This window comes from Pectobacterium parvum (assembly GCF_020971565.1).
GTDB classification, from domain to species: Bacteria; Pseudomonadota; Gammaproteobacteria; order Enterobacterales; family Enterobacteriaceae; genus Pectobacterium; species Pectobacterium polare.
Map to the genome: position 1 here is coordinate 1228397 of NZ_CP087392.1, position 25572 is coordinate 1253968.

At 52.3% G+C, this 25572-nt stretch carries 18 protein-coding genes; 10 read left to right on the plus strand and 8 right to left on the minus strand.

Annotated elements, in window-relative coordinates; all coding sequences use genetic code 11:
• Nucleotides 1-24 precede the first annotated feature (24 nt).
• The 3 genes from LOZ86_RS05475 to LOZ86_RS05485 form a co-directional block, all read right to left on the minus strand.
• Nucleotides 25-1890, minus strand: coding sequence for an Svx/AvrXca family virulence/avirulence protein (locus LOZ86_RS05475; RefSeq protein ID WP_230242948.1), 1866 nt, complete (start codon nt 1888-1890; stop codon nt 25-27).
• A gap of 305 nt (nt 1891-2195) precedes the next feature.
• Nucleotides 2196-3512 carry a purine-cytosine permease family protein gene (locus LOZ86_RS05480; protein WP_039513161.1) on the minus strand — a complete coding sequence of 439 codons (1317 nt, stop codon included), beginning with the start codon at nt 3510-3512 and terminating at the stop codon, nt 2196-2198.
• Nucleotides 3513-3526: 14 nt separating this feature from the next.
• Nucleotides 3527-4216, minus strand: a complete 690-nt coding sequence (locus LOZ86_RS05485) for a helix-turn-helix transcriptional regulator (RefSeq protein WP_039513159.1) — start codon at nt 4214-4216, stop codon at nt 3527-3529.
• Nucleotides 4217-4755: 539 nt separating this feature from the next.
• On the opposite strand from LOZ86_RS05485, the gene LOZ86_RS05490 reads away from it, so the two are divergent.
• The 5 genes from LOZ86_RS05490 (at nt 4756) to LOZ86_RS05510 (ending at nt 11179) form a co-directional block, all read left to right on the plus strand.
• Nucleotides 4756-5649, plus strand: a complete 894-nt coding sequence (locus tag LOZ86_RS05490; protein ID WP_039513156.1) for a LysR family transcriptional regulator — start codon at nt 4756-4758, stop codon at nt 5647-5649.
• A gap of 88 nt (nt 5650-5737) precedes the next feature.
• Entirely contained in the window at nt 5738-6898 is a 1161-nt protein-coding gene (locus LOZ86_RS05495) for a pyridoxal phosphate-dependent aminotransferase (RefSeq protein WP_039513153.1), read from the plus strand.
• A complete protein-coding gene (locus LOZ86_RS05500) occupies nt 6895-7821 on the plus strand; it encodes an AEC family transporter (protein WP_039513151.1) in 927 nt (308 codons plus the stop codon). Before LOZ86_RS05495 ends, LOZ86_RS05500 begins: the two co-directional genes overlap by 4 nt.
• A gap of 208 nt (nt 7822-8029) precedes the next feature.
• Nucleotides 8030-10273, plus strand: a complete 2244-nt coding sequence (gene fhuE / locus LOZ86_RS05505; RefSeq protein WP_230242949.1) for a ferric-rhodotorulic acid/ferric-coprogen receptor FhuE — start codon at nt 8030-8032, stop codon at nt 10271-10273.
• A 156-nt stretch (nt 10274-10429) separates the two neighbouring features.
• Nucleotides 10430-11179, plus strand: coding sequence for an AAA family ATPase (locus LOZ86_RS05510; protein WP_039484895.1), 750 nt, complete (start codon nt 10430-10432; stop codon nt 11177-11179).
• A gap of 49 nt (nt 11180-11228) precedes the next feature.
• Here the strand turns inward: LOZ86_RS05510 and LOZ86_RS05515 are convergent, their stop codons facing one another.
• Nucleotides 11229-12212: an MBL fold metallo-hydrolase gene (locus LOZ86_RS05515; RefSeq protein ID WP_039484893.1), complete on the minus strand. Its 984-nt coding sequence runs from the start codon at nt 12210-12212 to the stop codon at nt 11229-11231.
• A gap of 203 nt (nt 12213-12415) precedes the next feature.
• Here LOZ86_RS05515 and queE point away from each other — a divergent pair, with 203 nt between their 5' ends.
• Complete coding sequence (queE, locus tag LOZ86_RS05520; RefSeq protein ID WP_039484891.1) at nt 12416-13087, plus strand: 7-carboxy-7-deazaguanine synthase QueE; 672 nt, start codon at nt 12416-12418, stop codon at nt 13085-13087.
• Between the two features lie 84 nt (nt 13088-13171).
• Here queE and queD read toward each other — a convergent pair whose 3' ends face one another.
• Both queD and LOZ86_RS05530 read right to left on the minus strand, forming a co-directional pair.
• Nucleotides 13172-13534, minus strand: a complete 363-nt coding sequence (gene queD, locus LOZ86_RS05525; RefSeq protein WP_010309068.1) for a 6-carboxytetrahydropterin synthase QueD — start codon at nt 13532-13534, stop codon at nt 13172-13174.
• Between the two features lie 82 nt (nt 13535-13616).
• On the minus strand, nt 13617-14951 hold the full coding sequence (locus LOZ86_RS05530; protein ID WP_230242950.1) for a glycoside hydrolase family 28 protein: 1335 nt from the start codon (nt 14949-14951) through the stop codon (nt 13617-13619).
• A 585-nt stretch (nt 14952-15536) separates the two neighbouring features.
• On the opposite strand from LOZ86_RS05530, the gene LOZ86_RS05535 reads away from it, so the two are divergent.
• Entirely contained in the window at nt 15537-16829 is a 1293-nt protein-coding gene (locus LOZ86_RS05535) for an ABC transporter substrate-binding protein (protein WP_039484885.1), read from the plus strand.
• Nucleotides 16830-16877: 48 nt separating this feature from the next.
• Here LOZ86_RS05535 and LOZ86_RS05540 read toward each other — a convergent pair whose 3' ends face one another.
• Nucleotides 16878-18557 carry a hypothetical protein gene (locus LOZ86_RS05540; protein WP_039484881.1) on the minus strand — a complete coding sequence of 560 codons (1680 nt, stop codon included), beginning with the start codon at nt 18555-18557 and terminating at the stop codon, nt 16878-16880.
• Nucleotides 18558-18709: 152 nt separating this feature from the next.
• Nucleotides 18710-19450, minus strand: coding sequence for an EAL domain-containing protein (locus tag LOZ86_RS05545; protein WP_039484879.1), 741 nt, complete (start codon nt 19448-19450; stop codon nt 18710-18712).
• A 542-nt stretch (nt 19451-19992) separates the two neighbouring features.
• Here LOZ86_RS05545 and LOZ86_RS05550 point away from each other — a divergent pair.
• The 3 genes from LOZ86_RS05550 to cysI all read left to right on the plus strand — a co-directional run bounded on the left by LOZ86_RS05550 (nt 19993) and on the right by cysI (nt 25569).
• On the plus strand, nt 19993-21717 hold the full coding sequence (locus LOZ86_RS05550; RefSeq protein ID WP_039484877.1) for a PilZ domain-containing protein: 1725 nt from the start codon (nt 19993-19995) through the stop codon (nt 21715-21717).
• A gap of 289 nt (nt 21718-22006) precedes the next feature.
• On the plus strand, nt 22007-23836 hold the full coding sequence (gene cysJ, locus LOZ86_RS05555; protein ID WP_230242951.1) for an NADPH-dependent assimilatory sulfite reductase flavoprotein subunit: 1830 nt from the start codon (nt 22007-22009) through the stop codon (nt 23834-23836).
• Complete coding sequence (gene cysI / locus LOZ86_RS05560) at nt 23836-25569, plus strand: assimilatory sulfite reductase (NADPH) hemoprotein subunit (RefSeq protein WP_230242956.1); 1734 nt, start codon at nt 23836-23838, stop codon at nt 25567-25569. Before cysJ ends, cysI begins: the two co-directional genes overlap by 1 nt.
• Nucleotides 25570-25572 lie beyond the last annotated feature (3 nt).

A 25572-nucleotide genomic window follows, 5' to 3' on the forward strand; every position in this document is an offset into this window, starting at 1 on the left:
GTCGGTTCCCTTTCTGTCGTGATATTACTTCGTGCTATAGACCGGAACGGCCGTCACTTCTGGCACGGCATCGGTCAGGTAAGCACCGGCTTCGCTGCTTCTGACTTCATTCTCATCAATAAAGCCATAGAACACGCCCTGCGACGCGGAAGCGCCGCGAATTTCCGCATCTCCACGCATTTGCGCATTGCCTGACAGCACAATACCGCGCTCAAACGCACCCGGCCCCATGAAGACCGTATGCAGTCGCGCGTTATCGCGTACCACGGTATTACCCTGTAGCACCGTCAGGCCGCCGACAACGGCGCGACCTTCCACCGTTCCGCTCAGAATCGTTGCACGATCTTCAATTCTGGCGTTATCTCTCACCGTCCCGCCGATGACGCGAGCATAAGGCCCGACGTACGCGGTAGGGGCAACATTGGCTGAGTTGGATACCCAGCCGCCGCCGTTTGCGTGACGAGAACCGTTAGCGGTTGGATTCGGCGCACCAGGCTGGCTGCCTTCCGGCCAGACGCCAGTGAAATCAGCCATCCACGGGTAGCGGTAAAGGGAGTAGTAAGCTTGATCCCACTTGATCTTCTGCATTTGCGACGGTGTGCCCATGACCACCATGTAAATGCCGCGATCGTCTTGACGAATAGTGAAGTTTTTCACTGTGGCGGATGCGCCGCGCTGCAATTCACTGTAGCGAGAAACGCCGTCTGCACCGACAGCGACAATACCCCAGCGCCAGTCAGAATTCGGCTGTGGCATGGTTGCCGGATCGTTTTTCAGCCCAGGTAAGCGGGTAATGGCCGATTTACTCTGCACCATGCCACGGAATTTAACGGTGATTTTCGTCGCACCGCTTTCTGGGATAAGTTTGACGATGTTGTAGCCTAACTGCTGCGGAGCCTGATCGAACGGCACGGAGAAGCGGCGAAGGCTGGCGCTGGCACCGACAACGGGCTCAAGCGCAGTGGTTCTCAGCAAGCGGTCAGCGTTATTCTGGTTGGGTTGGACCGCACCATAGCTGCCGTAGGTTGAGCGGTAAAAACGGCCACGGTCGAAACCGTCTGGATCGACGTAATCCCAGTTGACGTTGTGCATCGCCCAGTCGCCGAAGACATCGTTGAATTCAGACTGGCTCCAGCCCATGTTGGTGCGCAGAATAGACAGCGGATCGGCGGTAGACTGACCGCTTTCGCCCCATTTCGGCGCTTTTGCCCACATATCGTTGATGGCACCATAGCCAAAGCGGTTTTTCAGGTATTCCATAAACTGCCAGTTGCAGTAGCGGTTACGTGTTGAACCCAGATAAATATGCGAGTAGTTGACCTGCATTTCCGAGCAGTGTGCCGACGTACCGCGGAATTCATCCATCTGGTGCGTCATCCAGTTCGCGTGGGATTCCCAAATCCAGCCAACGTAGTTATCGCCCGAACTCTGGAAGCCGCCGGTTTGCCCTTGCAGCGCATGGGTAAATTCGTGCGCCAGCCCCCAGTTATCCTTGAGTGACGCAGGGCCGATCCACATTCCCATGCTGCCACCACCTGCAATACCCCCGCTGAGCCCAAAGGTAGGATCGATGTGAATATTGGCTTTATATTTCACGGTCTGTTTGCAATAAGGCTCGGGGAACTGAATTTGTTTAATAAACTTATCCCAAATTTGTTCCAGTTTCTGCCCTGCGGCAACCGCATCATTGCGGTTAACGTCGTTATTATTCCAGCGGAAGGCAAAGTGCTCAGTCTGGTATTTCACGGAAGGCATATCGGTGATGGAATTATCCACCTGCCAGTTGCCCGCGACACAAGCCTCAGCGGCGTTTGCCGTATTGACCATCAATGCGCCGCTTAAAACGAGTAGACAGTTTAGTGGCGTGAGAAGTGTTTTTATTGTTGGCATAAATCCTTTTCCTAGCATGAATATTGCTAATCAGCCTTATTATTTCACGAGGGTGAATCCTCGTAGATAGATAAGACCCATCCCAAGGCCATCATGGCCTATATCCGTCATACTTCAAGTTACCTGTACGTTGGCTTTACTCGCTCACCTCAGTCACTTACTGATGTAAGTTCCCGAGGATTCACTGCGTCGCCGCCTGCATGTAACTCGAATTATTTAGGATCTATTTTGCTTAAGTAAAAAATACCGGCCTCTGTAAGAAGAGGCCGATTGGATTATAGATTAATTTTATCTTGTTACCTATTTCATTTTAATTTTTGGTTATGTTCTAGTTTCCTAAAATAAGCATGGTTATTGATGTAATGCTGTATTATCAAATAAAGCAGGCTGGCGGCCAGTAACGAATTAAATGCCGGCACGCCCCACTCAAAGGCTAATCCGACGATGGCACCGACAGTGCTGGCAATAATAGCCGGCCAGCCAATCAGCGGCGTTTGTGCGCTGTCGGGTAATTGGCCTTCGGCACGGCTGGTTTCGAGCAATGTCTTGTGGGTGCGCAAAATATAATAATCAACCAGCATCACCCCGATAATCGGTGGGAACAGCACGCCTAATAGTGTCAGGAAATCAATAAAGCGGTCCAGAATACCCGCTACCGAAAGCAGTGTGCCGATGAGTCCAATGACCAGTGTGATTGAGACATAGCGTAGTTTCTTCCCCGTGACGCCTTCTATCGCATTGGCGATTCCCAAAGAGGAGGAATAAAGATTGATATCGTTCACCCTCAGTGTTGAAAATATCACGGCAATCAGCCCGATGCCGCCCGCCGCCTGAGACATGATCGTCACAACGTCTGCGGTATTGAGCGCACGGGCAATAATGATGGCGAGACCATTCACCATAAATTCCCCGACGATAATCGACAGCATCGTCATCCAGAAAACGTGTTTTCCTTTTTGGGAATAGCGCGTCATATCGGGCGTAATCAAACTGGCGACAATACAGCCGCCTACGACCATCGTCGCGCCAGCGCTAATGGAAATGGCTTCCCCGTTAGGTGCGGAGGCGATCAGTTCAGCAATATTGTGGCCGGAGAGCGTCATGATCGAGATATAGCCGACGACGATGACAAACATCGGCACAGCGATTTTGGCCGTAAAGCGTAATGCCCTGAAACCAAAGGCAACCAGCAGCGTCAACGCAATGCCGGACAGCGCAGCAGACCAGCCAAAACCGAGCTTATCCGCCATCGCAAAGTTCAGCGCTTTGGCGAATACGGCGTTCTGGACGCCGAACCAGCCGATGAGGCTAACGGCGATCACCAGCCCAATCAGGACGGAACCAATACGGCCAAAGCCGCACCAGCGTGCAAGCAGGCTGCCCGACATGCCTTCTTTCATTCCCGCATAGCCCAGCCCCACGGTCACCACGCCAAAAATGGCGCTGCCAATGAAGATGGCGAGAAATGCCTGGCCCAGCGTCATTGAATGGCCGAGCACCGCACCTAACATAAACTGGTCTAGCGCGGTTAACATGCCGATGTGCACTAATGCCACATTTAAAAAAGGCAGCCGGACACTCAGCGGAACGCGGCTGACCGGGTAGTCATCTATTTTTTCCATATGGATATATGCGCTTATATAAACTGAATGCCTTTCGTGATGAGTGAGTGGGGAATATAACCATCCACGCCAAGATTCCGACAAAATGCTTCGAACTGAGGTAGAGAGTGCGTGTCGGTTTTTTGGTACATGTTATAGACTCTGTTTTCTATTGTTTTCGGCGAGACATTCATTTTTCGGGCAATTTCTTTATTTGAAAAGCGCTGCAATAGCAGAAATATAATGTCGAGCTCTGCCGGTGTAAAAACATCGGTAGCGATTTCCGTTTGTAATACGGTGGGTTTTTGCTGATTGATATAGATCAAGGGAGAGCGAGAATCTAACTGTCTGGCACTCCACATGGTTCCAATACAGATCTTGTTTCTATCAAAAATAGGAATCTTTTCGCTAACACAAGGTGTGAGTGTTTTTTTGCCATACCAGTAATGTGTTTCGATCACCGTCACTCGTTTCTCACTATTCTCCGTCAGTCTATCGTGCTCTTTTAAATCATCGGAGAGTTCTGCCCAACTGGCAGGGAATTCATCATCAAAGCGACCTTCGATATCAAATCTCTCTGGTGTGCTGGTATAAAAATAGGCCGCCTTGTTCATGTAAATATGCCGCGATGATAAATCTTTAATACCCCATGGCTCGCTTAAACACTCCATCATAGTAATCAAATTATGAATGTAGTCAGTCGTGTTTTCCGCTGCTGGTGACATACAGCCCTCCTTGAGGGGTATTAATTAAATGAATGTTTATATTATTCTTGGTTAATATTTTATTGATCATAATTACCTTGCTAATTTATTGAGTTGCAAAATATTCGCTTGTCATTATTGTTTTTTTCAGGCAAGGGTGTTTTTCACCTTTTATGGTTTTCTATTCTTGTGCTATAATTTTACGCCACGACGTTTTACGATAATTATATGTCGATAGCGTCACAAAATTAAGCAAATATTCGCCGCACCAGGGAAATAATACCGAATCCTGTAAGGGATGGTATTTGGTCTTACATCAAAAAATAAAAAATACATTATTTACACGTTACTCACTGACTCTTCAGCGTTTTTATATCGTTAATTCCTCTGTGTCCCCGTCAAGGCGCAGAGCCTCGCCCGGTTTATGTCAGCGAAACGTATCACTGTTTCGCTGGCGTATCTCTCCCGTTCATCTCCTCCGCCTATGTATGTTGCAACCTCTGCAAAAAGGCGACATTGTTACTGCTTACCCTGTTTGCCTCTGTCGGAGAGCCGCTCGGATGTCGTTAAAAGCCTTACGCACATTGGTCGCGATTGCTCAGTATGGATCGTTTGCCCGCGCGGCTGAAGCCGTATGCCTGACGCAATCTGCCGTCAGTCTACATGTCCGCAGCCTGGAAGAAGACTTCAAGGTGTCGCTTTTCGATCGCTCACGTCGCATCCCAGTACTCACCGAAGCCGGACATCGTGCGGTGGAGCAGGCGCGGGATATCCTTGCGCAGTATGACGGCATTGCCGCCGAGTTAGGCGAGGGTGGGGAACTGGCCGGACGCCTGCGAATTGGCGCGATCCAGACCGCGCTGGCTGGCGTTTTACCCGCCGCGCTGGCCGCATTGCGTCGCGCTCATCCACGCCTGCGTGTTCTGGTGAATTCGGGGATGTCGGCGGAGCTGGCAATTCGTATTGATGCTGGCGAACTGGACGCCGCGGTGACCACCGAGCCGGTAAAACCCTACCCAACTGGTCTGGTGAGCACGCCGCTGTATCAGGAAGGATTCTGGATCGTTGCCCCACCGGCGCTGGCGTCTCTGGATGCCAGACAGCTCCTGCAAGATCGTCCTTTTATTCGTTTCGATCGTCGTGCCTGGGCTGGGCGAACTATCGATCGCGAGCTGCGCCGCCAGCGTCTGCGGGTACAAACCGATATGGAGCTGGACAGTCAGGACGCGATTATTCAGATGGTCGCCAGTGGGCTTGGCGTAGCGGTGATTCCATTGTCCGAGCGGGAGAAGAACCGTTTGGATAATCTGGTCTGTATCCCCTTCGGTGAGCCTCAGCAGCAGCGTCGTGTTGTGCTGCTGGAGCGCGAAGACCGCCCGGCAACGCGACTTGCTGCGGCGCTGGCGGAAGCGATTCGAACACAGTCTAGTGACGATGTCATCCATGAGAAATAATTGAGTTAACGTCGATTTAATCTCGTTTTTTTCTCATCAGAAGTCCCGCTATGGTAGTGCCTGTTTCGTCACTTTCAGGTACTAACTCATGGTGTCCACTTCGCAGTCTATTTCCCCTCCACTATCACCGATTTTGCAAATGGCTCGGCGAGCCGCAGCGCGACGAGCCGAAGGGCATGATGTTATCAATCTGACATTAGGTGAGCCTGATTTCAGCGCGCCTGAGCATGTGATTAGTGCGGCGCACGAGGCACTCGCACAGCCGTTGACCTACTCACCGGCGAATGGTCTACCGCGCTTGCGTCAGGCGATTCGGACGCGGTTGCAACAGGATCGTGGGCTAACGTATGGCGATGATCAGATTGCCGTTGGGTGTGGTGCAAAGCAGATTATCTTCAATGCGTTCCTCGCCACGCTACGGCCAGGGGATGAGGTCATCATTCCTGCACCCTATTGGGCAAGCTACCCCGACATGGTGCGGATGTTTGGTGGCGTGCCGATTATCCTGCCAACGGAAACGCGGAACGGGTTTCGGCTGGAACCGTCATCCCTTGCGGCAGCGCTGAGTGATCGTACACGCTGGCTGGTACTTAATGCGCCGGGAAATCCGTCGGGTGCCACCTATGAGCCAGCGACGTTGCTGGCCTTCGCGGAAATTCTTCGTCAGCATCCTCTGGTGCGTGTGCTCTCGGACGATATCTATGCGCACATCCGCTTTGGTTCGGAGCCTTATGCCACGCTGGCGGCGGTGGCAGAGGATATGAGAGAGCGTACGCTAGTAGTTGATGGCGTTTCCAAAGCGTATGCCATGACGGGTTGGCGCGTGGGGTGGGGCTGCGGTTCGGCGGAACTGGTTCGGGCGATTACATCGATACAATCGCAGAACTGTACGCAGACCAGCACGCTCAGCCAATTGGCGGCTATCGCTGCGTTGGAAGGGCCGCAGGATGGGCTGGCAGAACGAGCGGTAATCTATCGGCAGCGGCGCGACGCGGCGTTGACGGAGTTACGCCGTAGCCCACGTGTCGACGTGATGACGCCCGATGGGGCGTTTTACCTGTTGCCGAAAATTCACGGTGTGCGTGACGATAATGCGCTGGCATTGCGTCTGCTTGATGCGGGCGTCGCGACGGTTCCGGGAAGCGCATTTGGTGTTCCGGGTCACCTGCGTGTGTCTTTCGCTACCGATTTGGCGGTTTTGGTCGAAGGGTGCAGACGGATTGTCACCGCGCTGGAGGCAAGCGAATGATCGTCTCGCTCCTGCTGGCGCTGTTGCCTATCGCGCTACTGATCGTGTTGGGATCGTGGTTACGTCAGCGCGCTTTTCTGACGGCGGCATTTTGGCCACAGGCTGAAAGGCTGGGTTATTACCTTCTGCTTCCCGCACTATTTCTGCATGGGCTGGCGACAGCGCGTCTGGATGGCGTGCCGGTAGCGGCGATGATCCTGACGCTGGTGTGCTCGACGCTGGCTGTCGCTGTCGGACTAGTCGCAGTACGCCGCTTCTTTCCCGTTGATGATGCGGCGTTTACCTCGATATTTCAGGGCGGCGTCCGTTTTAATAACTACGTTGGCGTGTCTGCCGCTGCCGTGCTATTTGGTGCACACGGTGTGGCGCTTGCTGCCGTCGCGAACGCGGCGATTGTGCCGACGGTCAATATTCTCTGTGTCTTGATTTTCGCCCGCTACGGCAATACCGGGACGCCGTCATTCAAGAATATCGTGCGGCTGCTGGCGCTAAACCCGCTGGTGGTGGCCTGTGCCATCGGTATTACTTTGCAGATTACCGGGTTAGGGTTGCCGCCGGGGATTGAACCAGTAATGAAATCATTGGGACAGGCGTCGCTGCCGCTCGGGCTGCTGTGCGTGGGCGCGGCGCTGGATTTCTCTGCCGCGCGTAGCTGGCTGCGCCCTGTAGTGATTGCATCATGCGCGAAATTTATTGCGATGCCGCTGGTGACGATCGTCGCCTGCCACCTCTTTGGTTTGTCTGGCCCAGCGGCGATTGCCGCACTGCTGTTTCAGGCGCTGCCGACGGCATCGTCGTCTTACATTATGGCTCGTCAGCTGGGTGGCGATGCGCCATTGATGGCGGGCATCATTGCGGTTCAGACACTGGTGGCGGGCATTGCGCTGCCGATTGCCGTCCTTGGGCTGAGTGGACTGTTATAAATTCCTCGAATGTTCTTTTTGTAACAATGCCTTGTTAACAATATGGTGATTTGTTCTTTTCTATCTATTTGTATTTTAAATGAATTAATCCTTGCGTTGAAATGACAATAATAATGCGTATAGTTATCATTTACTTTTCTGTGCAAATGTTGACAAGAAACGCCTCAGCATCTCGCCAAAATCACCATCAGTTAACCGAGGATATACCATGTCTTTTAGAGTTACTCGCGCCGAAAAAACGCGCGTTTGTGATTCTTCGCTGGCCGGAGTAAAACCATTCGGAGTCTCTCTTCTCGCCCTGTTGATCTCAGCCTCTTTCCTACCTGCTCAGGCCGCTGCCGAAGAAAACCCGGCTTCAGGTGATACGCTCGTCGTTAGCGCTAATGCCAATGCCAGCGCGGAAGCCAGCGATCCGCAGGATTACAGCGTGAAAGTGACTAACGCCGGAACGAAGATGACGCTGACACCGCGTGATATCCCACAGTCGGTGAGCGTCATCAGCCAGCAGCGTATCGAAGATCAGGGCTTGCAGACGATTGGTGAGGTGATGGCGAACACGACGGGTGTGTCTTCTAAAATTATCGACTCCGAACGTGTGACGTATTTCGCGCGTGGCTTCCGCATCACTAACTACCTGTTCGACGATATTCCAACGGTGGTGAATGAAATTTGGGATTTTGGTGATTCAGGCTCAGACACGGCGATTTACGATCGTATTGAGGTGGTGCGTGGGGCGACTGGGTTAATGACCGGAACGGGCAACCCTTCTGCCGCGGTAAACATGGTGCGTAAGCATGCGGACAGCCGCGAGTTCAAAGGCTCGGTATCCGGCAGCTACGGGTCGTGGGATAAACAGCGGATGGTGACCGATCTGTCCGCGCCGCTGACGGAGTCCGGTAATGTGCGTGGGCGCGTCATTGCGGGCTATCAGGATAACGACACCTGGCTCGACCGTTACCACAGCCGCAAAAAATTCGTCTACGGCGTGATTGATGCCGATGTGACCGATTCGACGACGCTCTCCCTCGGTTATGATTATCAGGAAGCCAATACCGATAGCCCAACGTGGGGCGGATTGCCGACGTGGTTCACTGACGGCAGCCGTACGCATTTCGGACGTAGTTTTAACTCCGCACCGAACTGGAGCTACTCCGATAAAACATCGAGAAAAGTCTTTGCCGATCTGACTCAACGTTTTGATAACGGCTGGCAGGTGCGTATGAACGGGACGCATGGTGAAACCAACTTCGATTCCAAACTGATGTATGCCAATGGTTTCCCAGATAAAGATACCGGAATATTGGTTGATCCGTTCGGCGGTAATGTCGGTGCTTACGGTGGATGGAATAAAGGCACTCGTAAAGTTGATGCGATTGACACTTACGCCTCAGGCCCGTTCGAGCTACTGGGACGCCAGCATGAGTTGGTGATAGGTGGCAGCTACAGTCGACAACGCAGTCAGTTCTATAATACGCAAGCCACGATCAGCCCGACAGATATGGGCAATTACTACAATTGGAATGGCAACATTGCCGATCCTACATGGGGATCTTGGGTTAATGGGACTTTTGTGGGGGGAGTTTGGGCGGATTATGAACACTCAACCACGCGCCAAAAATCGCTCTATACCTCAGCCCGTTTCTCTCTGGCTGATCCGCTGCACCTGATTACTGGTGCGCGTTATACCGACTGGAGCATCATTGGTTCGACGGGGGATACCAGCAATAATCGCGTCACGCCTTATGTGGGTCTGGTGTATGACATCGACGATACCTGGTCGGCGTACGCCAGCTATACCGATATCTTCCAACCGCAAACGTATAAAGATAGTAATAAAAAATATCTGTCTCCAACGACGGGTAAAAACTACGAAACGGGTGTTAAAGGAGACTGGTATAACAGTCGCCTGACAGCATCGGTATCCGTTTTCCGCATTGAGCAGGATAACGTAGGGCAATCAACGGGAATCGCGATTCCTGGCGGTGGCGGAGAATTTGCCTATCGTTCAGTTGATGGTGTCGTCAGCAAAGGGATCGAATTTGAAGTGAACGGCGCCGTGACGGATAACTGGCAAATGACGTTTGGTGGTTCGCGCTATGTCGTTGACGATCAAGATGGTCAATCGGTTAACCCAGAGCAGCCGCGCACGTCGTTCAAGCTGTTTACCCGCTACCAGTTGCCAACGCTGCCGGAGTTAACCGTTGGCGGCGGCGTGAACTGGCAAAATGGTATCTGGCAGGAAGGCTCCGGACCGCAGAACACCACGCTGCGCGCCGAGCAGGGCAGCTATGCGTTGGTTAACCTGTTTGGCCGCTATCAGGTGACCAAACAGCTGGCGGTACAGGCGAATGTCAATAATCTATTCGATAAAGAGTACAGCGACTATCTTGCGCCTTATGCCGTGTATGGCGCGCCGCGCAGCGTCTCGATGACCGTCAACTATGCGTTCTAATCCAGCACGCTGATATTGATGTGAGTGGCTGATCCGACAATGTGAGGCAACACTGTCGGGAATCAGCATAGCGCCCGTATCTCAGCGATACGGGCGTTTTTTCTTTTACCGCTATGCTAGGATATTTTTTCTCATTACCCGTCAGGAAGACTGAGAATGATCTCAACGCAATACGTCAGCCGAATCGCGCTAGCACATGAAAAGGTGAACTCATTTGAGGTTTATCCGTTTTCTATTCCGTCGATTTGCTCGTTGGATAAGCTGGATCTGCACCCGAAAGTCACTTTTTTTATCGGTGAAAACGGATCAGGAAAATCCACTCTGCTAGAAGCCATTGCTGTTTCGATGGGGTTCAACCCGGAAGGCGGCACCCGTAATTTCAACTTCGGTACCCGTATCTCGCATTCCAGACTGTCGCATTTCCTGCGGGTGGCTAAAGGGATTAAGAAACCTAAAAACGGCTTCTTCTTACGCGCTGAGAGCTTTTTCAATGTCGCGACGGAAATTGAGCGGCTGGATAGCGAACCCAGTTTTGGTCCGCCCGTGATTAACTCCTACGGCGGTCATTCGCTGCATGAACAATCCCACGGCGAATCCTTCATGGCGCTACTGCTCAATCGGTTTGGTAAAGAGGGGATTTACCTGCTCGACGAACCGGAAGCTGCACTGTCACCCAGCAAACAGCTGGCTGCGCTTGCCCGGATGCACGATCTTATCCGGGAAGGATCGCAGTTTGTTATCGCAACCCACTCTCCGATCCTGATGGCGTATCCCGATGCCACTATCTTTCAGTTCGGTGAAGACGGAATACAGCAGGTTGCGTATGAGGAAACGGAGCACTACCAGATTACGCGCGCTTTCCTGAACAACCCTGAGCGCATGCTGCGCGAGCTGATGGCGGAATAGGGACTAAGGAGTGGGGGCGGCCCCCACTCCTTGAGTGACGGTAAGGAGATTATTGCGACAACCCTGCCACACTGTAATTCACCGGAAGCCAGCGATAACCATTGGTGGTGCCGTTGCGTTCCAGACGCGTACCGACGTGGCCGATGCCGGGGAAGGGCAGGTGAGCGCCTGCAACCCAATAACCCTGGCTGGCGGCGTCGGACAGCACTTTATTACGGGATTCCGTCGCCTGATCCATATTTGAGTCAAAGCTGATGGTGGTGGCTGGTAAACTCATTTGCACGGCTTCCGCATGAATGATGTCTCCCCACGCCAGCAGTTTTTTACCTTCGCTCTCGATCAGAAAAGATGTGTGTCCCGGCGTATGTCCCGGACTCGGAATCGCGGTGATGCCGGGTAACAATGCGGCTTGCTGAGCTGGGAACGTTTTCAGCTTGTTCTCTTTGCGAATAGCATCAAAGGTACTTTGCACGCGCTGGAACGCGGATTTTCTGTTCTCTGGTGCGTTCTTCAGATTATCCGGGCTGAGCCAGAAGTCGGTTTCTGGCTGGCTGACATACACGGTGGCATTCGGGTAGCTGAGTTTCTTGTCCTGCACCAGACCGCCAAAATGGTCACCGTGCAGGTGAGTCATCAATACGGTATCGACCTGTTCCGGTTTGTAGCCCGCCGCAATCAGATTCGGCAGCACTTTTCCGACCGTAGGGTTGCTCTGTTTACCGTTGCCCGTATCTATCAGAATCAGGTGTTTCCCGGTATTGACCAGATAGGCGTTGATAGAGGTTTCCACCTGCGGCGTCAGTGACTTCTCTGCCAGCAGTTCGGTGATTTTTTCCGGCGGGGTGCGTTGTAATAGCTTATCCATCGGCATGGTATTGGTGCCGTCAGACAGCGCGGTAATTTCAAACTGGCCCAGCACCATGCGGTAATAACCCGGCTGAGTTTTAATCTGAGCGATATCCTGCGCCTGAACAAATGCAGGCACAAAGGCGCTCGAGATGAGTAATAGGGCGAGAGGTTTCAATAACTTCATTGATTCTTATCCTTGTTAATAATGAAACATATGAAAGCAGGTGAAGTTGTAACAACAGATTGATTATTGACGCACGGGCCAAATTACTCAACTGTCCTGACGTTGACGTGTTCCCGCCAGATTTGCCACGGCGTTTCCGCCATCCTGCAACGCGAATGATTTAGGGTATAATGCATTTTTAAGTGAGAGAGACAGTGAAAACCATGCAGTACCCGATTAATGAAATGTTCCAGACGTTACAGGGCGAAGGCTATTTTACCGGTGTGCCGGCGGTGTTTGTGCGCCTGCAAGGCTGCCCGGTCGGCTGTAGCTGGTGCGATACCAAACATACCTGGGACAAGCTGGCAGAGCGGGAAACCTCATTGGATCAGGTGCTGGTAAAAACGGAAGAAAGCGATGCCTGGGGAGCGGCGAGCGCGGACGACATTCTGGCGCGGATGGCGCAGCAAGGCTACACGGCACGCCACATTGTGATCACCGGCGGTGAACCCTGTATCCACGATTTGGCACCGCTAACGCTACAGCTGGAAAAGCAGTGCTTCAGCTGCCAGATCGAAACCAGCGGCACTCATGAGGTGCGCTGTTCGCCAAAAACCTGGGTGACGGTATCGCCGAAGGTGAATATGCGTGGCGGTATGAAAGTGCTCGATCAGGCATTGCAACGAGCGGATGAAATAAAACATCCGGTGGCGCGTGAGCGTGACATTGAAGCGTTGGATGCATTACTGGCGCGGCTTGATGATGATAAGCCGCGTATTGTGGCGCTACAGCCGATCAGCCAGAAAGACGATGCGACCAAACTGTGTATCGAGACCTGCATTGCCCGCAACTGGCGGCTGTCTATGCAGACCCATAAATACCTGAATATCGCCTGATATTCATTTACTGATAATAGCGACTGAACGTCGCGGCGTGAGAGAGGGATGCTCACGCCAGACTACAGCACCCCCACTTCTTTATTACTCGCCTTTATAGACGCAGCCGGCGGTGCAGGTTTCTTTCACCATCACGGCGCTGAGCAGCGGTAATGTTGGCTTCAACTGGTGCCAGATCCAGTGCGCCAGCACTTCGCTGGTTGGGTTTTCCAGACCGGGGATCTCATTCAGATAGTGATGATCCAACCGTTCCCACGTAGGTTTGAACGCGGCTTTCAGCTCAGAGAAATCCATCACCCAGCCGGTATACGGATCCACTTCACCGGTAATTTCCAGTCTCACCATGAAAGAGTGCCCATGCAGCCGTCCGCATTTGTGGCCGTCTGGTACGTGGGGCAGATGATGCGCGGCTTCAAACTGAAAATCTTTAAATAGTGTAGTGACCATAGCGATGTTCCCGGTTTCGTTCTGAAAAAGGAGCTCTCAGAACATAGTATGCAAAAAACCGTCGCATACTACCCGAAAGTGCTTATTCTTCCAACTGCACGATCTCCGCATGATGCCAGCCGGAGGGCAACGGATCGGGACGGCGGATCGTCATGTGGCGGGTGGTCAGGTTCAGGACGCCACGGGCAAAGAGCGCGGGCATGCCGCCAGGGTAGTGCTCAACGCCGAATGCGCGTCCCGTTGTGGGATCGACCCGATACGCATTGTCCAACCCCAGACCCGTCGGACGTTCTGGATTACAGGGCGGACGCACATCGTACATGCCCTGTTCCGGTGAGTCGCTCTGCCGCTGTTCGAGATGCACGGCATGGAAATGAATATCCCGAATGTAGCCTGCGGGCGTGCTGTGCAGGTTAATCGCTCCCTCGCTGACACCGGCGATCTGAGAAAACTGTACCGCTTCGATCCGGCCCGGCTCGATGGCGGGATCGCGATAGCGTACGGAGATAAAGATCGGATCGGCCTTGCCCCAGTGGCACGGATGCGCGGCGACGCACTGGAATGTGATGTTGCTAAATTGCAGGCGTCGGAATGCGCCGCCATCGCGTGAGATCAGGCCGATCGCACGGTTGGTATCGTAAATGGCGCAGTTGCTGACGGAAATGTCTTCGATGTCGGCAAAGGTTTCGGTGCCGATCTTCAGGGCGCAGCTCTTGGATCGCAGCAGGCAATTGCTGATGACGACCTGCTGCACCTTACGTTGCAGATGGGGCGGCTTATTAGTGGTTTTGATGCACAGCGCATCGTCGGCGGCGCTCAGCGAGCAGTTGCTGATTTGCACCTGCTGGCAGCTGTCGAGATCCAGCGCGTCGGTATTTGCCATGCTCAGATCGTTATCAATCGTCAGACGTTCGACGATGATGTGGCGACAGCTGACCAGATGCACAGTCCACATCGGGGCATGTTCAATCGTAAAGTCACACAGACGGACGCGTTCGCAATCCTCAAAGACCACAATACGCGGGCGATGTTGTGCAGGCAGGCGATAGCCTTGATCGTCGGGTTCCGCAGAGAAATAGGCGTCGGCATTTCCCATGATCTTACCCTGACCGCAGATCGTGATATTGCGCTGTTGATAGGCATAAAGAAATGCCCGGTGCGACAGTTCGGCCATGCTGATCGTCGTGGCCTGCGCAAACTGTTCATAGTCACCGCTGACGATTAACTCAGCCCCTGCCTCCAATTGCAGACAAAAATTGGAAGGCAGCAGTAATCCCCCTAGCAGATAGCGCCCCGGTTCCACCGTCAGGGTGCCGCCGCCCTGTGCCGCAATCCGATCGATAGCCTGCTGAAAGAGGGCAGTATCCGGCGTGATGCCGTCGGCGGCGGGGGAGTATGACTGAATAGAGTGCTTCATCGCTGTATCCTATCTGATCGAGCCTGCTCCGATTGCAGCACGTTTGCTGGCCTTTGGCTGTGGCTGTCGTAGTGAAATCTGCGTAGGTTGGAGCGGGCTTCACAGCGCACGGCGCGCGGCGTCAGAGAATGTGAAAGGCATAACGAAGAGGGCGATGCGGCGCGTTATGCCGTGTGTGTTTCATCACACTTTTACGCCGTTTTTTCTCTTTTGCCGCGCACATGGCGTGGTTTTGTTGTTTTTGTGTTTCTTATTTGTGAATTAAATCTCTTTTTGGTGTGGTGCGTCAGTTAATGATGTGAGGCACCTCCCTGCCGCGTCACATAGGGCTCACACCGCGTGGTTGAAACGCCCACTAACGCGGTGCGGTCATCAGCATTTCTTCCGTCAGCCCCGCAAATCACACGTTTTCCGGCCGTGATGACTAGCGCGATAAAAAGGGTTCTGCCTATCTTGTCAGGGTCAGGGAGAGGTTGATTCCCAAGACAATAGGCGGTTGTGTACCCGACCTGCTTTCTCATCCATACGCCACACCAGTACGCCAGACACACGCACAAACACAATAATAATGTCGTTGGGGGAAAAATGAGATTACCTGGACTGATTGTCATCGCCTTCTCTGCGCTCTGTTCGTTCGCGCAGGCCGCTGAACCTGTGGAATTACGCCTCTCCTGGTGGGGAGGAAACAGCCGCCATCAAGCGACCTTGACGGCGCTGGAAGCGTTTCAGAAAAAGTATCCGAACATCAGCGTGAGACCAGAATATACCGGTTGGGACGGGCACCTATCCCGCCTGACAACGCAGATTGCCAGCGGTGAAGAACCGGATGTGCTTCAGGTAAACTGGAACTGGCTGCCGATTTTTTCCAAGACGGGCACCGGATTTTATGACCTGAATAAGCTGACCGATACGCTGAAATTACAGGATTTCCCCGAAGATGCGTTGAAACCCGCGACCATCGACGGCAAGGTGAACGCAATTTCCACCTCGCTGAATGCGCTGGTGATGTACTACAACACGGAAACCTGGAAGAAGGCCGGGCTGCCGTATCCTACCACCTGGGATGAGCTGTTCCAGGCGGGCAAGGTGTTTAAAGAGAAACTGGGTGATAATTATTTCCCTATCGCCTCGCCTGCGCAGGACAGCGGCGAAGGTGTGCTGGAGTTGATCAACTATTACATGACGCAGAAATACCAGATCGGCATGATCGATGAAAAGAACAAGCGCTTTAACTACAGCGAGGCGCAGTGGATCGAGGCGTTTCGCTTCTATAAACGTTTGATCGACGAACATGTGATGCCGTCTTCGAAGTATTACAACGCGTTTGGTAAAGTCGGCATGTATGAAACACGCCCCTGGATTAACGGGGAATACGGTGGGGCACACCTGTGGATTTCGGTCGTGAAGAAGTACGCCGATCCGCTGGCAGCACCGGGTAAGCTCGAATTAGGGCCTTACATCATGACGCCGGGATCGGATAACTCCGGGCAGTTCTTCAAACCGTCGATGTTGTTTGCCATCAGTAAGAATACCAAGCACCCAAAAGAAGCGGCGCTGTTGCTGAATTATCTGATGAACGATCCTGAAGGTGCGCTGCTGATGGGCATCGAGCGCGGCATTCCGCTCAGCCGTATCGCCAGACAAACGCTGGAGGAAAAGCAGAAGCTGGATACCAACGATCTGTCGGTTGCCGGGCTCTCGATGGCGCTAGAAAAACCAATGAAAACGCCCGTGTCCTCGTATCTTGAAGATCCGCAGCTGGCCAGCCTGATCCTGCAAACCATTGAACAGCTCGACTATGGCAAGAAGAGCGTGGAAGAATCGGCAAAAAACTTCAGCAGTTCAGGTGAGCGCATTCTGAAACGGGTGATTCGCTAGATCGTTACTGATTAAGATCGTTATTGATTAAGGTAGGGTGCCGGTGCGTTACGTGAGTTCAGCCAACTGCTGTTGCAGGCTATCGGCTAACGCGCGTGGACGCCCGGCATCAAACATCACATGCAGGCTCACCGGATAATCCCGGTGTTGCAGGCAGAAATCCTCCATCTCATGCCCAATCCCGTACAGCGCCTGAATATTGGTTTTGGCGATTTCCCGCAGCGTCCAGTTGTTCTCCACCTGTTTGCAGTAGTGCAGCGTAAAGAAGGCTTTCTGCGCGTGAACAAAGGCGCGGCAATACAGCGTCAGACCGCGCCATTCCTGCTGCCAGCGCACGCTAAGCGCTTCCGGCATCGTGTGTTCGCGGGAGAATTGCAGTGCGGCCTGCTGGCACTGTTCCGCCAACTGCCAGGCGGCATCTTTCTCTTTCGCAATGTGATAGAGATTCTGCGAAGCCAGCTCCGCATGCTGCGGATCGAACGTAATATCCTGACCGGAACCCGGCAGCCAGTGGTTACGGTTGAGCTGGCCGTACAGGCTCCAGATCGCCTGGCCAAAGCTGGTCGGCAGCAGGCTGTGACGATGGAAAACGTGGTGACGCGCATACAGCGACAGAGAAATGGCCTGATGAGCCTGATCCAGCAAGGCGAGCATCGCATGCAGCACGGTATCGTCCGGCTGCCATTGGTAGCGAGTCATTAGCCACTCGGCAAACAGCGTGCTTTCGTTTGCCGCTGCGGTCTGGTTAGTCAGCAGTCGGGAACAGGCAAACAGCGTGAATTCGCTCAGCGTGCCGATCACGCTGTGATTATCGACCCCTTCCCAACTGATGCGGCACAGGGCGCTGACTATTGCGGGATTTTTCTCCCGGCACCACAGCAGTCTCCCTTGAACTTCGGTGTAGCGCAGGAAGGGGAGATTGCCCCAGCCGACCTCTTCGCCAGCCAGATCCAGCTCAACCCAGACTTCACGCCCGCTGATATCCAGCAGCGCGGGGTTATTGGGGAACTCAGGCCAGAAGCGTTCCGGCGTGACTTTGATGGCGACAGAGACGGATTCCGGCAGCGTGCGAATGGCGTTCAGGACATTACCGATATCCTGATGGCTGGCGGGAAACGCACGCAATACCAGATGGCGCTGGTGATAGTGCATCACGCGTGCGACGGCGGAGAATAAGCGGTGATAGATTTGCTCGCTGTCGGCGTTGGTCGGCCAGTGCGTGGTAACGGGAACGACGCCGTTGATCGCATCGCCGGAAGGGGCGGAAAAGCGCAGCAGGCTATCGCTGTTGGAGATCGCCAGCAGCAGGCCGCTCAGACGCGGAATTTGCTGCATCAGCAGTTCGACTTTGGCGGCAAGGTAGTCGCACCAAAAATCGGTATCCATACGGAGGCTATGTGTGTCGTCCAGCAATTCCGGGTGATGAAGCAGTAGATCTGTGGGAAACGACAGCTCTTTACATTGCAGATACAGCGCCAGCCCCTGTTCACGGCAGTGCGCCGCGACCTGATTCAGATAAACACAGCGTGAACGCTGCTGGCTGCTGATGCGATCGTCAAAACGTGCGTTATTGTAGGCTTCCGGCGTCACCAGTTTGTCCAGCAAATCCGCTGCGCCCAGCACCAGCGTAGTAAAGCCGTGCTCACGGGCGTAATCGACGACCGAGATGACCTGCTGCCAGTGCCAAATATCCTGCGTATTGAGTTCCAGCGCGCGTCGTTGCCACATCGTTTTTCTCCCGTTGCCACTGGCGTGAGTATCGCATTGATGTGTTATCGCAGAGGATAAATTCCTGAGGCAAACGCCAGAAATGTGAGCCTGTTCGCTAATCGCGATCGTCTAAGGTGTTGTTGGCGAGGCAGAAAAATCGAAGATGCCAGCTAAAAGCCTTCCAGCAGCCTTAATTGGCTGAATGTGAGTGGGCGATAGAAGATATACCCTTGAATCCCAATAGGGTGATATTTATTTAACCGGTTTAAATCGGTCGCCTTCTCAACGCCTTCACAGATAATGTTTACGCCAAGAGGAATGAGTTTGTTCAATAAGACCTTTAGTTTTTGTGATTTTATCTCTTCTTTCCCGATGCCATCGATAATAGAGCGATCGATTTTTATGGTATCGAAGTCAAACAAGCTCAGGCTGTCTATTTGTAGATTTCCTGCGCCGAAGTCATCTAATGAAATCATAAAGCCATATTTCTTGGCCTGATTTAAAAACGGTATCCCATCTATTAGCTGCTGCCGAGTCGTTTTTTCACTGATCTCTATTTCTATATTCTGTGGGTTAACCTCATGCATGAGGCATTTTTGGTATAACGTTTCCAGATAGGCGGAATTATTAAAAAGTAAATGTGACAGGTTGAATGATATTGTCATGCTACTTTTGTTTTTTATTACCTGACAGACCACATCAAAAATAAAATCTGTCACTTTATCGATGGCTTTACACTCCTCAATTTTATCGATGGTCTGCTGAGTCGATATTAAAACGCCTTCTGAGTTATAAAACCTGGCGAGGGCTTCATAGCGGAATATTTTATTTTGAGGGAGATGGATAATAGGCTGAAACTCTGCTGTCAGCCTAAGAATTTTTCCATCGATATTCAATGTTGTTGTATTCATTTTACTGATTACTCACCCTCTCCATAGAAATAGGAATTCCATAGCGTTACTCGGCTGGATTCTACACAATAATTTGGAATATTTGGAAATTGTTTTAAATGATCAATTATTCATGTTTGATAGCTTTTGACTATTAACTAAAAAATAATGATCGTTTAAATCTATGTTGATATTGGTGTTTTATTCTATTAATTATTATTTAATTGATTTTTAATTCCATTGTTTTTTGTTTAATTGGTTTTTATTTTGTTTTTGTTTGAATTTTAATCGATTTGATGGGTGTGTGCGAGCGTTGTGACTTCATAGCATCCTTGTTAGGATGATAAACGATGTGAAGATCGTCGTTTCGTAATGGCACTGGGTGAAGAAAAACGCATAAATTAAATCTGGGAGAGGTTTTACTCAGTAATAATAGGTGTTTTTCTACCGTGTTAATTTTTGTGTAAAAATTTAATTTCGTGTAAATATTCGTTTCTATTAAAAGAGAAATCCTTTTTGGATTTTGGGGTATATCACTGTCGCGTTAATAGGTAGATCTTATCGTGGAACACTTTTCTCCTCCTCCCGCTAAAGTGATTAGCGCATTACTGCAACATCCCTATGTGATGTCTATCTATGCCAAGGATATGCTATATGCATTAAAGGCAGACGTTGCGGAATTGAATCCGGATAAAAACCGTATCGTGTTAGATGTGGAATACTCTGGCTCGGATATCGACAGATATCTTGCTGATGGTGGTTTGAATTTTGATCTGGAGGCGCTCAAAGGCACGGATAACATCGAACGAGAAACCTACAGTCTGTGTAATATTTCTACCCAATTATTCAAGACGGACAGTATGTTTTATCGTCTGGAGTGTTGCTTGCCAGAATCTGTTTTTGTCACTGAAAACAGGGGCGCGATTCGTATTCCCTTTATTCTTGGCATGCAGGCTCGTGCTCGCATTGAAGTTTATCTACACACGCTGAATGTGCCCGGAACGCTGCGTAATTTATCGACCGGTGGATGTCTGGTCGAAATCGATCTGGTTGAGAGTATTGCGATTGAAGTGGGTCAAGACATCCCTGGCATTACGCTTGAATTCCCTAACGGAGAAAGCTTTTATGCCGAGGGGAAAATTCGCCATATACGTCCCTTTGGGAATAATGGCTATGCGGCCGTTGGTATCCAATTTATCAATTTGTCCTCATCCCAGTCTGAGGCCTTGCTTCACTACACAAACGAGTCGGAAAGAGAGGCTGCATACCGAACCGGCATGACTGGCAGCATGGTGTATTCGTCTCCGTTGTTCATTCCGGGCACTAAGGAGAAAAATCTGTTGCTGCGAGAAAGCCAGGAGCGGGAGAAACGTACCCGTCAGACGCCGATGGAACGCGGCGTCATGGAGGTTGCCCACCGGCTTCAGATTGGGCTGATGTACATCAAAACGCGCAATCAACTGCCCGTTGAGATCTTTTATGACTGTGTCGATACCTTGCTGTATATGGTCAAAAAAGATCGAAAGGCTTTTCTGTATGCGCTGTCGTTCCTACGCGATGAGGCTGATTGGGTCAGGCATGCGGTGCAGGTTGCTGGCAGATTGGCCGACATGCTGTTAATTGCCGATCCACACGATCCCCATGTGCGTGAGGCGGTGTTAGGCGCATTACTCCACACGATGGGCAAGCCGCTGCTGGTTAACGCCCGTCTGCCGTCGCTCAAGGTCAATATGAATCCGGCGCAGAAAGCGATCCTGAGCGGTCATGTGGCGGAGCTGTGCGCGAAGTTACGTGAACTAGGCTGGGTGATGACCCCCACCTGTCGTGATGTGATTGAGAATGCTAACGAGCGTTTGGACGGCAGCGGCTATCCGCAAGGCAAACGCGCCGATCAATTATCGCCGTTAGTCCGATTGGTCTCTGTGATTAAGGCGATTAATAAGCTCAGGCATGCGCGTAATGGTGTTTCTCCCCGCACGCCATTGGCTGCCTATCGCAACATCTATGAGGCTAACGCGGCCTATGATAAGGCCGTGCTGGTCAAATACGTGCAGATTTATGGCCTCTACCCCATCGGCAGTCTGGCGAAATATTCGGGAGGCTTCCTCGGGTGGGTGATGGATATTGATAAAAAGGGTAAGCCTATCATGGTGCATCTCATCAAAAACCTGCGCTTTCCGGATACCAATATCAGCAGTGTCGTTTCTAATGGCGACTTGCAGCAGGTCGGTCAGCTCGAAAATATCGTTCATCCTGACGATTTCGGCATGAAGGTCCTGAAAATTTAGCGAGTATCGTCTACATAGAGGGCTGCACGGCAGCCCTTCTTCCTCACGACATCCTACCGACATTTCTCCCGCAATAGCCATGAAGCGCACGTGCTATCAGGCATAACACTTTAAGCAATAAGGACTATCAGAAAAACCATTTAGTCATTTTGGTTATTTAATATTTCCATCATTTCTTTAATTGTTAAGATGCAGATCGTTACCCTTATCCTCCACCCATCTTTTTATTGCCTATTTTTGTATTAGCGTCGTTGGCTAGCAGCACAGGCACAAGGAAACAGAAATCACAATGACTACTCCGGTTTCCCCCACTTCATTGCTTCCGCTGAGTGTGGAGCAATTAACGCGTTTACAGGCGGCAACCGGTGATTTCTCATCGACGCAGCTGGCCTGGCTATCCGGCTATTTCTGGGGTTTAGTTCAGCAGCCAGGGAATGTGCAGCCGGGGGCGATCGCCGCCACGGCAACGACAGCATCCGCAGTCACGGTGCCAGTACAAACGATTACGCTGATTTCCGCCTCACAAACCGGCAATGCACGTCGGGTGGCGGAACAGCTGCGTGACGATCTGCTGGCAGCTAAGCTGTCCGTCAATCTGGTCAATGCGGGTGATTACAAATTCAAGCAAATCGGGCAGGAAAAACTGCTGCTGATCGTGGCCTCGACGCAGGGGGAAGGGGAGCCGCCGGAAGAAGCCGTCGCGCTGCACAAGTTCCTGCTGTCCAAAAAAGCCCCAGAGATGAAAGACACCGCGTTTGCTGTGTTTGGTTTGGGTGATACCTCTTACGAATTCTTCAGCAAGGCGGGTAAGGATTTCGATAGCCGTCTGGCTGAGCTAGGCGCTGAACGCCTGCTGGATCGCGTGGATGCCGATGTCGATTATCAGGGGCTTGCTGAACAATGGCGACGCCAATTAGTTGATATTTTGCAGGCGCGGGTGCCGGTTCAGGGAACGGCGGTAGCACAGATTGCCGCTCAGGGCGCACTGGATGAAATTACCAGCAGCCCGTACAGCAAATCCTCACCGCTGCATGCCACGTTTGCCGTCAATCAGAAAGTGACCGGGCGTAACTCCGAAAAGGATGTTCGCCATATCGAGATCGATCTGGGCGATTCTGGTTTGCGCTACCAGCCGGGAGATGCGCTGGGCGTGTGGTTCGATAACGATCCCGCGCTGGTGCAGGAATTGCTGGAACTGCTGTGGCTGAAAGGCGATGAGTCCATCAGCGTTGACGGCAAGACGCTGCCATTATCGCAGGCGTTGAAAAGCCACTTCGAGCTGACGCAGAACACGGCACCGATTGTCGAGAAGTATGCGGCACTGTCGCGTAATGAAACGCTGCTATCGCTGCTGGCCGATAAGCCTGCGCTTCAACAGTTTGCACAGCGCACACCGCTGGTCGATATGGTGCGACAAGCGCCGACTGAACTGACGGCGGAGCAACTGCTGGGTCTGCTGCGTCCGCTGACGCCGCGTCTTTACTCTATTGCCTCCTCACAGGCGGAAGTCGAAAGCGAAGTGCACATCACCGTTGGCGTGGTGCGCTACGAATACGAAGGCCGCGAGCGCGCTGGTGGCGCTTCCAGCTATCTGGCCGACAGACTGAGTGAAGACGATGAAATCCGCGTCTTCATCGAACACAACGATAACTTCCGTCTGCCTGCGAATTCCGACGCGCCGGTCATCATGATTGGGCCGGGCACAGGAATTGCGCCATTCCGCGCGTTTATGCAGCAGCGTGATGCCGATGGGGCTGAAGGGAAAAACTGGCTGTTCTTCGGTAACCCGCACTTTACGGAAGATTTTCTGTATCAGGTTGAATGGCAGCGCTACGTCAAAGATGGCCTGCTGACCAACATCGATCTGGCCTGGTCACGCGATCAGGCGCATAAAGTTTACGTGCAGGACAAACTGCGGGAAAAAGGCGTGGAAGTCTGGCGCTGGATTCAGGACGGTGCACACTTGTACGTGTGTGGTGATGCCAACCGTATGGCAAAAGACGTCGAGCGAGCACTGCTGGATGTGATAGTTGAGCATGGCGGCATGGACAGTGAACAGGCCGATGAGTTTTTAAGCGATCTGCGCCTTGAGCGCCGTTATCAGCGAGATGTGTACTAATGAGTGAAAAATACGTTTTCAGTGAAAAACACCCCGGCCCCTTAGTGGTAGAAGGGAAACTCGCTGATGCCGAGCGCATGAAGACAGAAAGTAACTTTCTGCGCGGCACGATTGCTGAAGACCTGAACGATGGTCTGACCGGTGGCTTTAAGGGCGATAACTTTCTGCTGATCCGTTTCCACGGTATGTATCAGCAGGATGACCGCGATATTCGCGCCGAACGTGCCGAGCAGAAGCTGGAGCCGCGCCATGCGATGCTGCTGCGCTGCCGTCTGCCTGGTGGCGTGATGACGCCAGAACAGTGGTTGCGGATCGACAAATTTGCGACTGAAAATACGATCTACGGCAGCATTCGTATCACGAACCGCCAGACATTCCAGTATCACGGTATTCTCAAATCGAACGTGAAACCGGTACACCAGATGCTGAATAGCATCGGGCTGGATGCGCTGGCGACGGCGAATGATATGAACCGCAACGTGCTGTGTACGTCTAACCCGATCGAATCCGAATTGCATCAGCAGGCGTATGAGTGGGCGAAAAAGATTTCTGAGCATCTGCTGCCGCGCACGCGGGCCTATGCTGAGATCTGGATGGATCAGGAAAAAGTGGCAACGACGGATGAAGAGCCGATTTTAGGTTCAACGTATCTGCCGCGTAAATTCAAAACCACGGTCGTGATCCCGCCGCAGAATGATATCGATCTGCATGCGAACGATCTCAACTTCGTTGCGATTGCCGATAACGGCCGTCTGGTGGGCTTCAACGTGCTGGTGGGCGGTGGGCTTTCTATTGCGCACGGCGATAAAGAAACCTATCCGCGTACCGCCAGTGAATTGGGCTACATTTCCATTGAGCATACGCTGGCCATCGCGGAAGCGGTGGTGACCACGCAGCGCGATTGGGGTAACCGGACCAACCGTAAAAACGCGAAAACCAAATACACGCTGGAGCGTGTGGGTGTAGACAACTTCAAGCAGGAAGTGGAAGCGCGTGCCGGTGTGAAATTTGAAGCGGTGCGCCCTTATGAATTCACCGGACGTGGCGATCGCATCGGCTGGGTGAAAGGTATCGACAATAAATGGCATCTGACGCTGTTTATCGAAAACGGTCGTGTTCTGGATTATCCAGGCCGTCCGCTGAAAACCGGTCTGGCGGAAATCGCCAAGATCCACAAAGGGGATTTCCGGTTAACGGCGAACCAGAATTTGATCATCGCGGGCGTTCCTGCGCGTAGCAAAGCGAAGATTAATGCGCTGGCACGTGAGCACGGCCTGATTGATGACGGCGTCAGCGAGCAGCGTAAGAATTCGATGGCCTGTGTGTCATTCCCGACCTGTCCACTGGCAATGGCGGAAGCCGAGCGTTTCCTGCCGGAGTTCGTCACGAAAGTGGAAGGCATCATGCAGCAGCACGGCGTGGGCGATGAACATATCGTTCTGCGTGTGACGGGCTGTCCGAACGGCTGCGGCCGTGCGATGCTGGCAGAAATCGGCCTAGTGGGTAAAGCGATGGGGCGTTATAACGTGCACCTTGGCGGGAATCGCGAGGGGACGCGCATTCCCCGTATGTATCGCGAAAATATTAATGAAACCGAGATCCTCGCGGAAATCGATCGGCTTATCGGGCTGTGGGCGCAAGATCGCCAGCCGAATGAAGGCTTCGGTGATTTCGTGATTCGTACCAACATCATTAAACCGGTGCTGGATCCCGCTCGCGATTTTTATGACTGACAG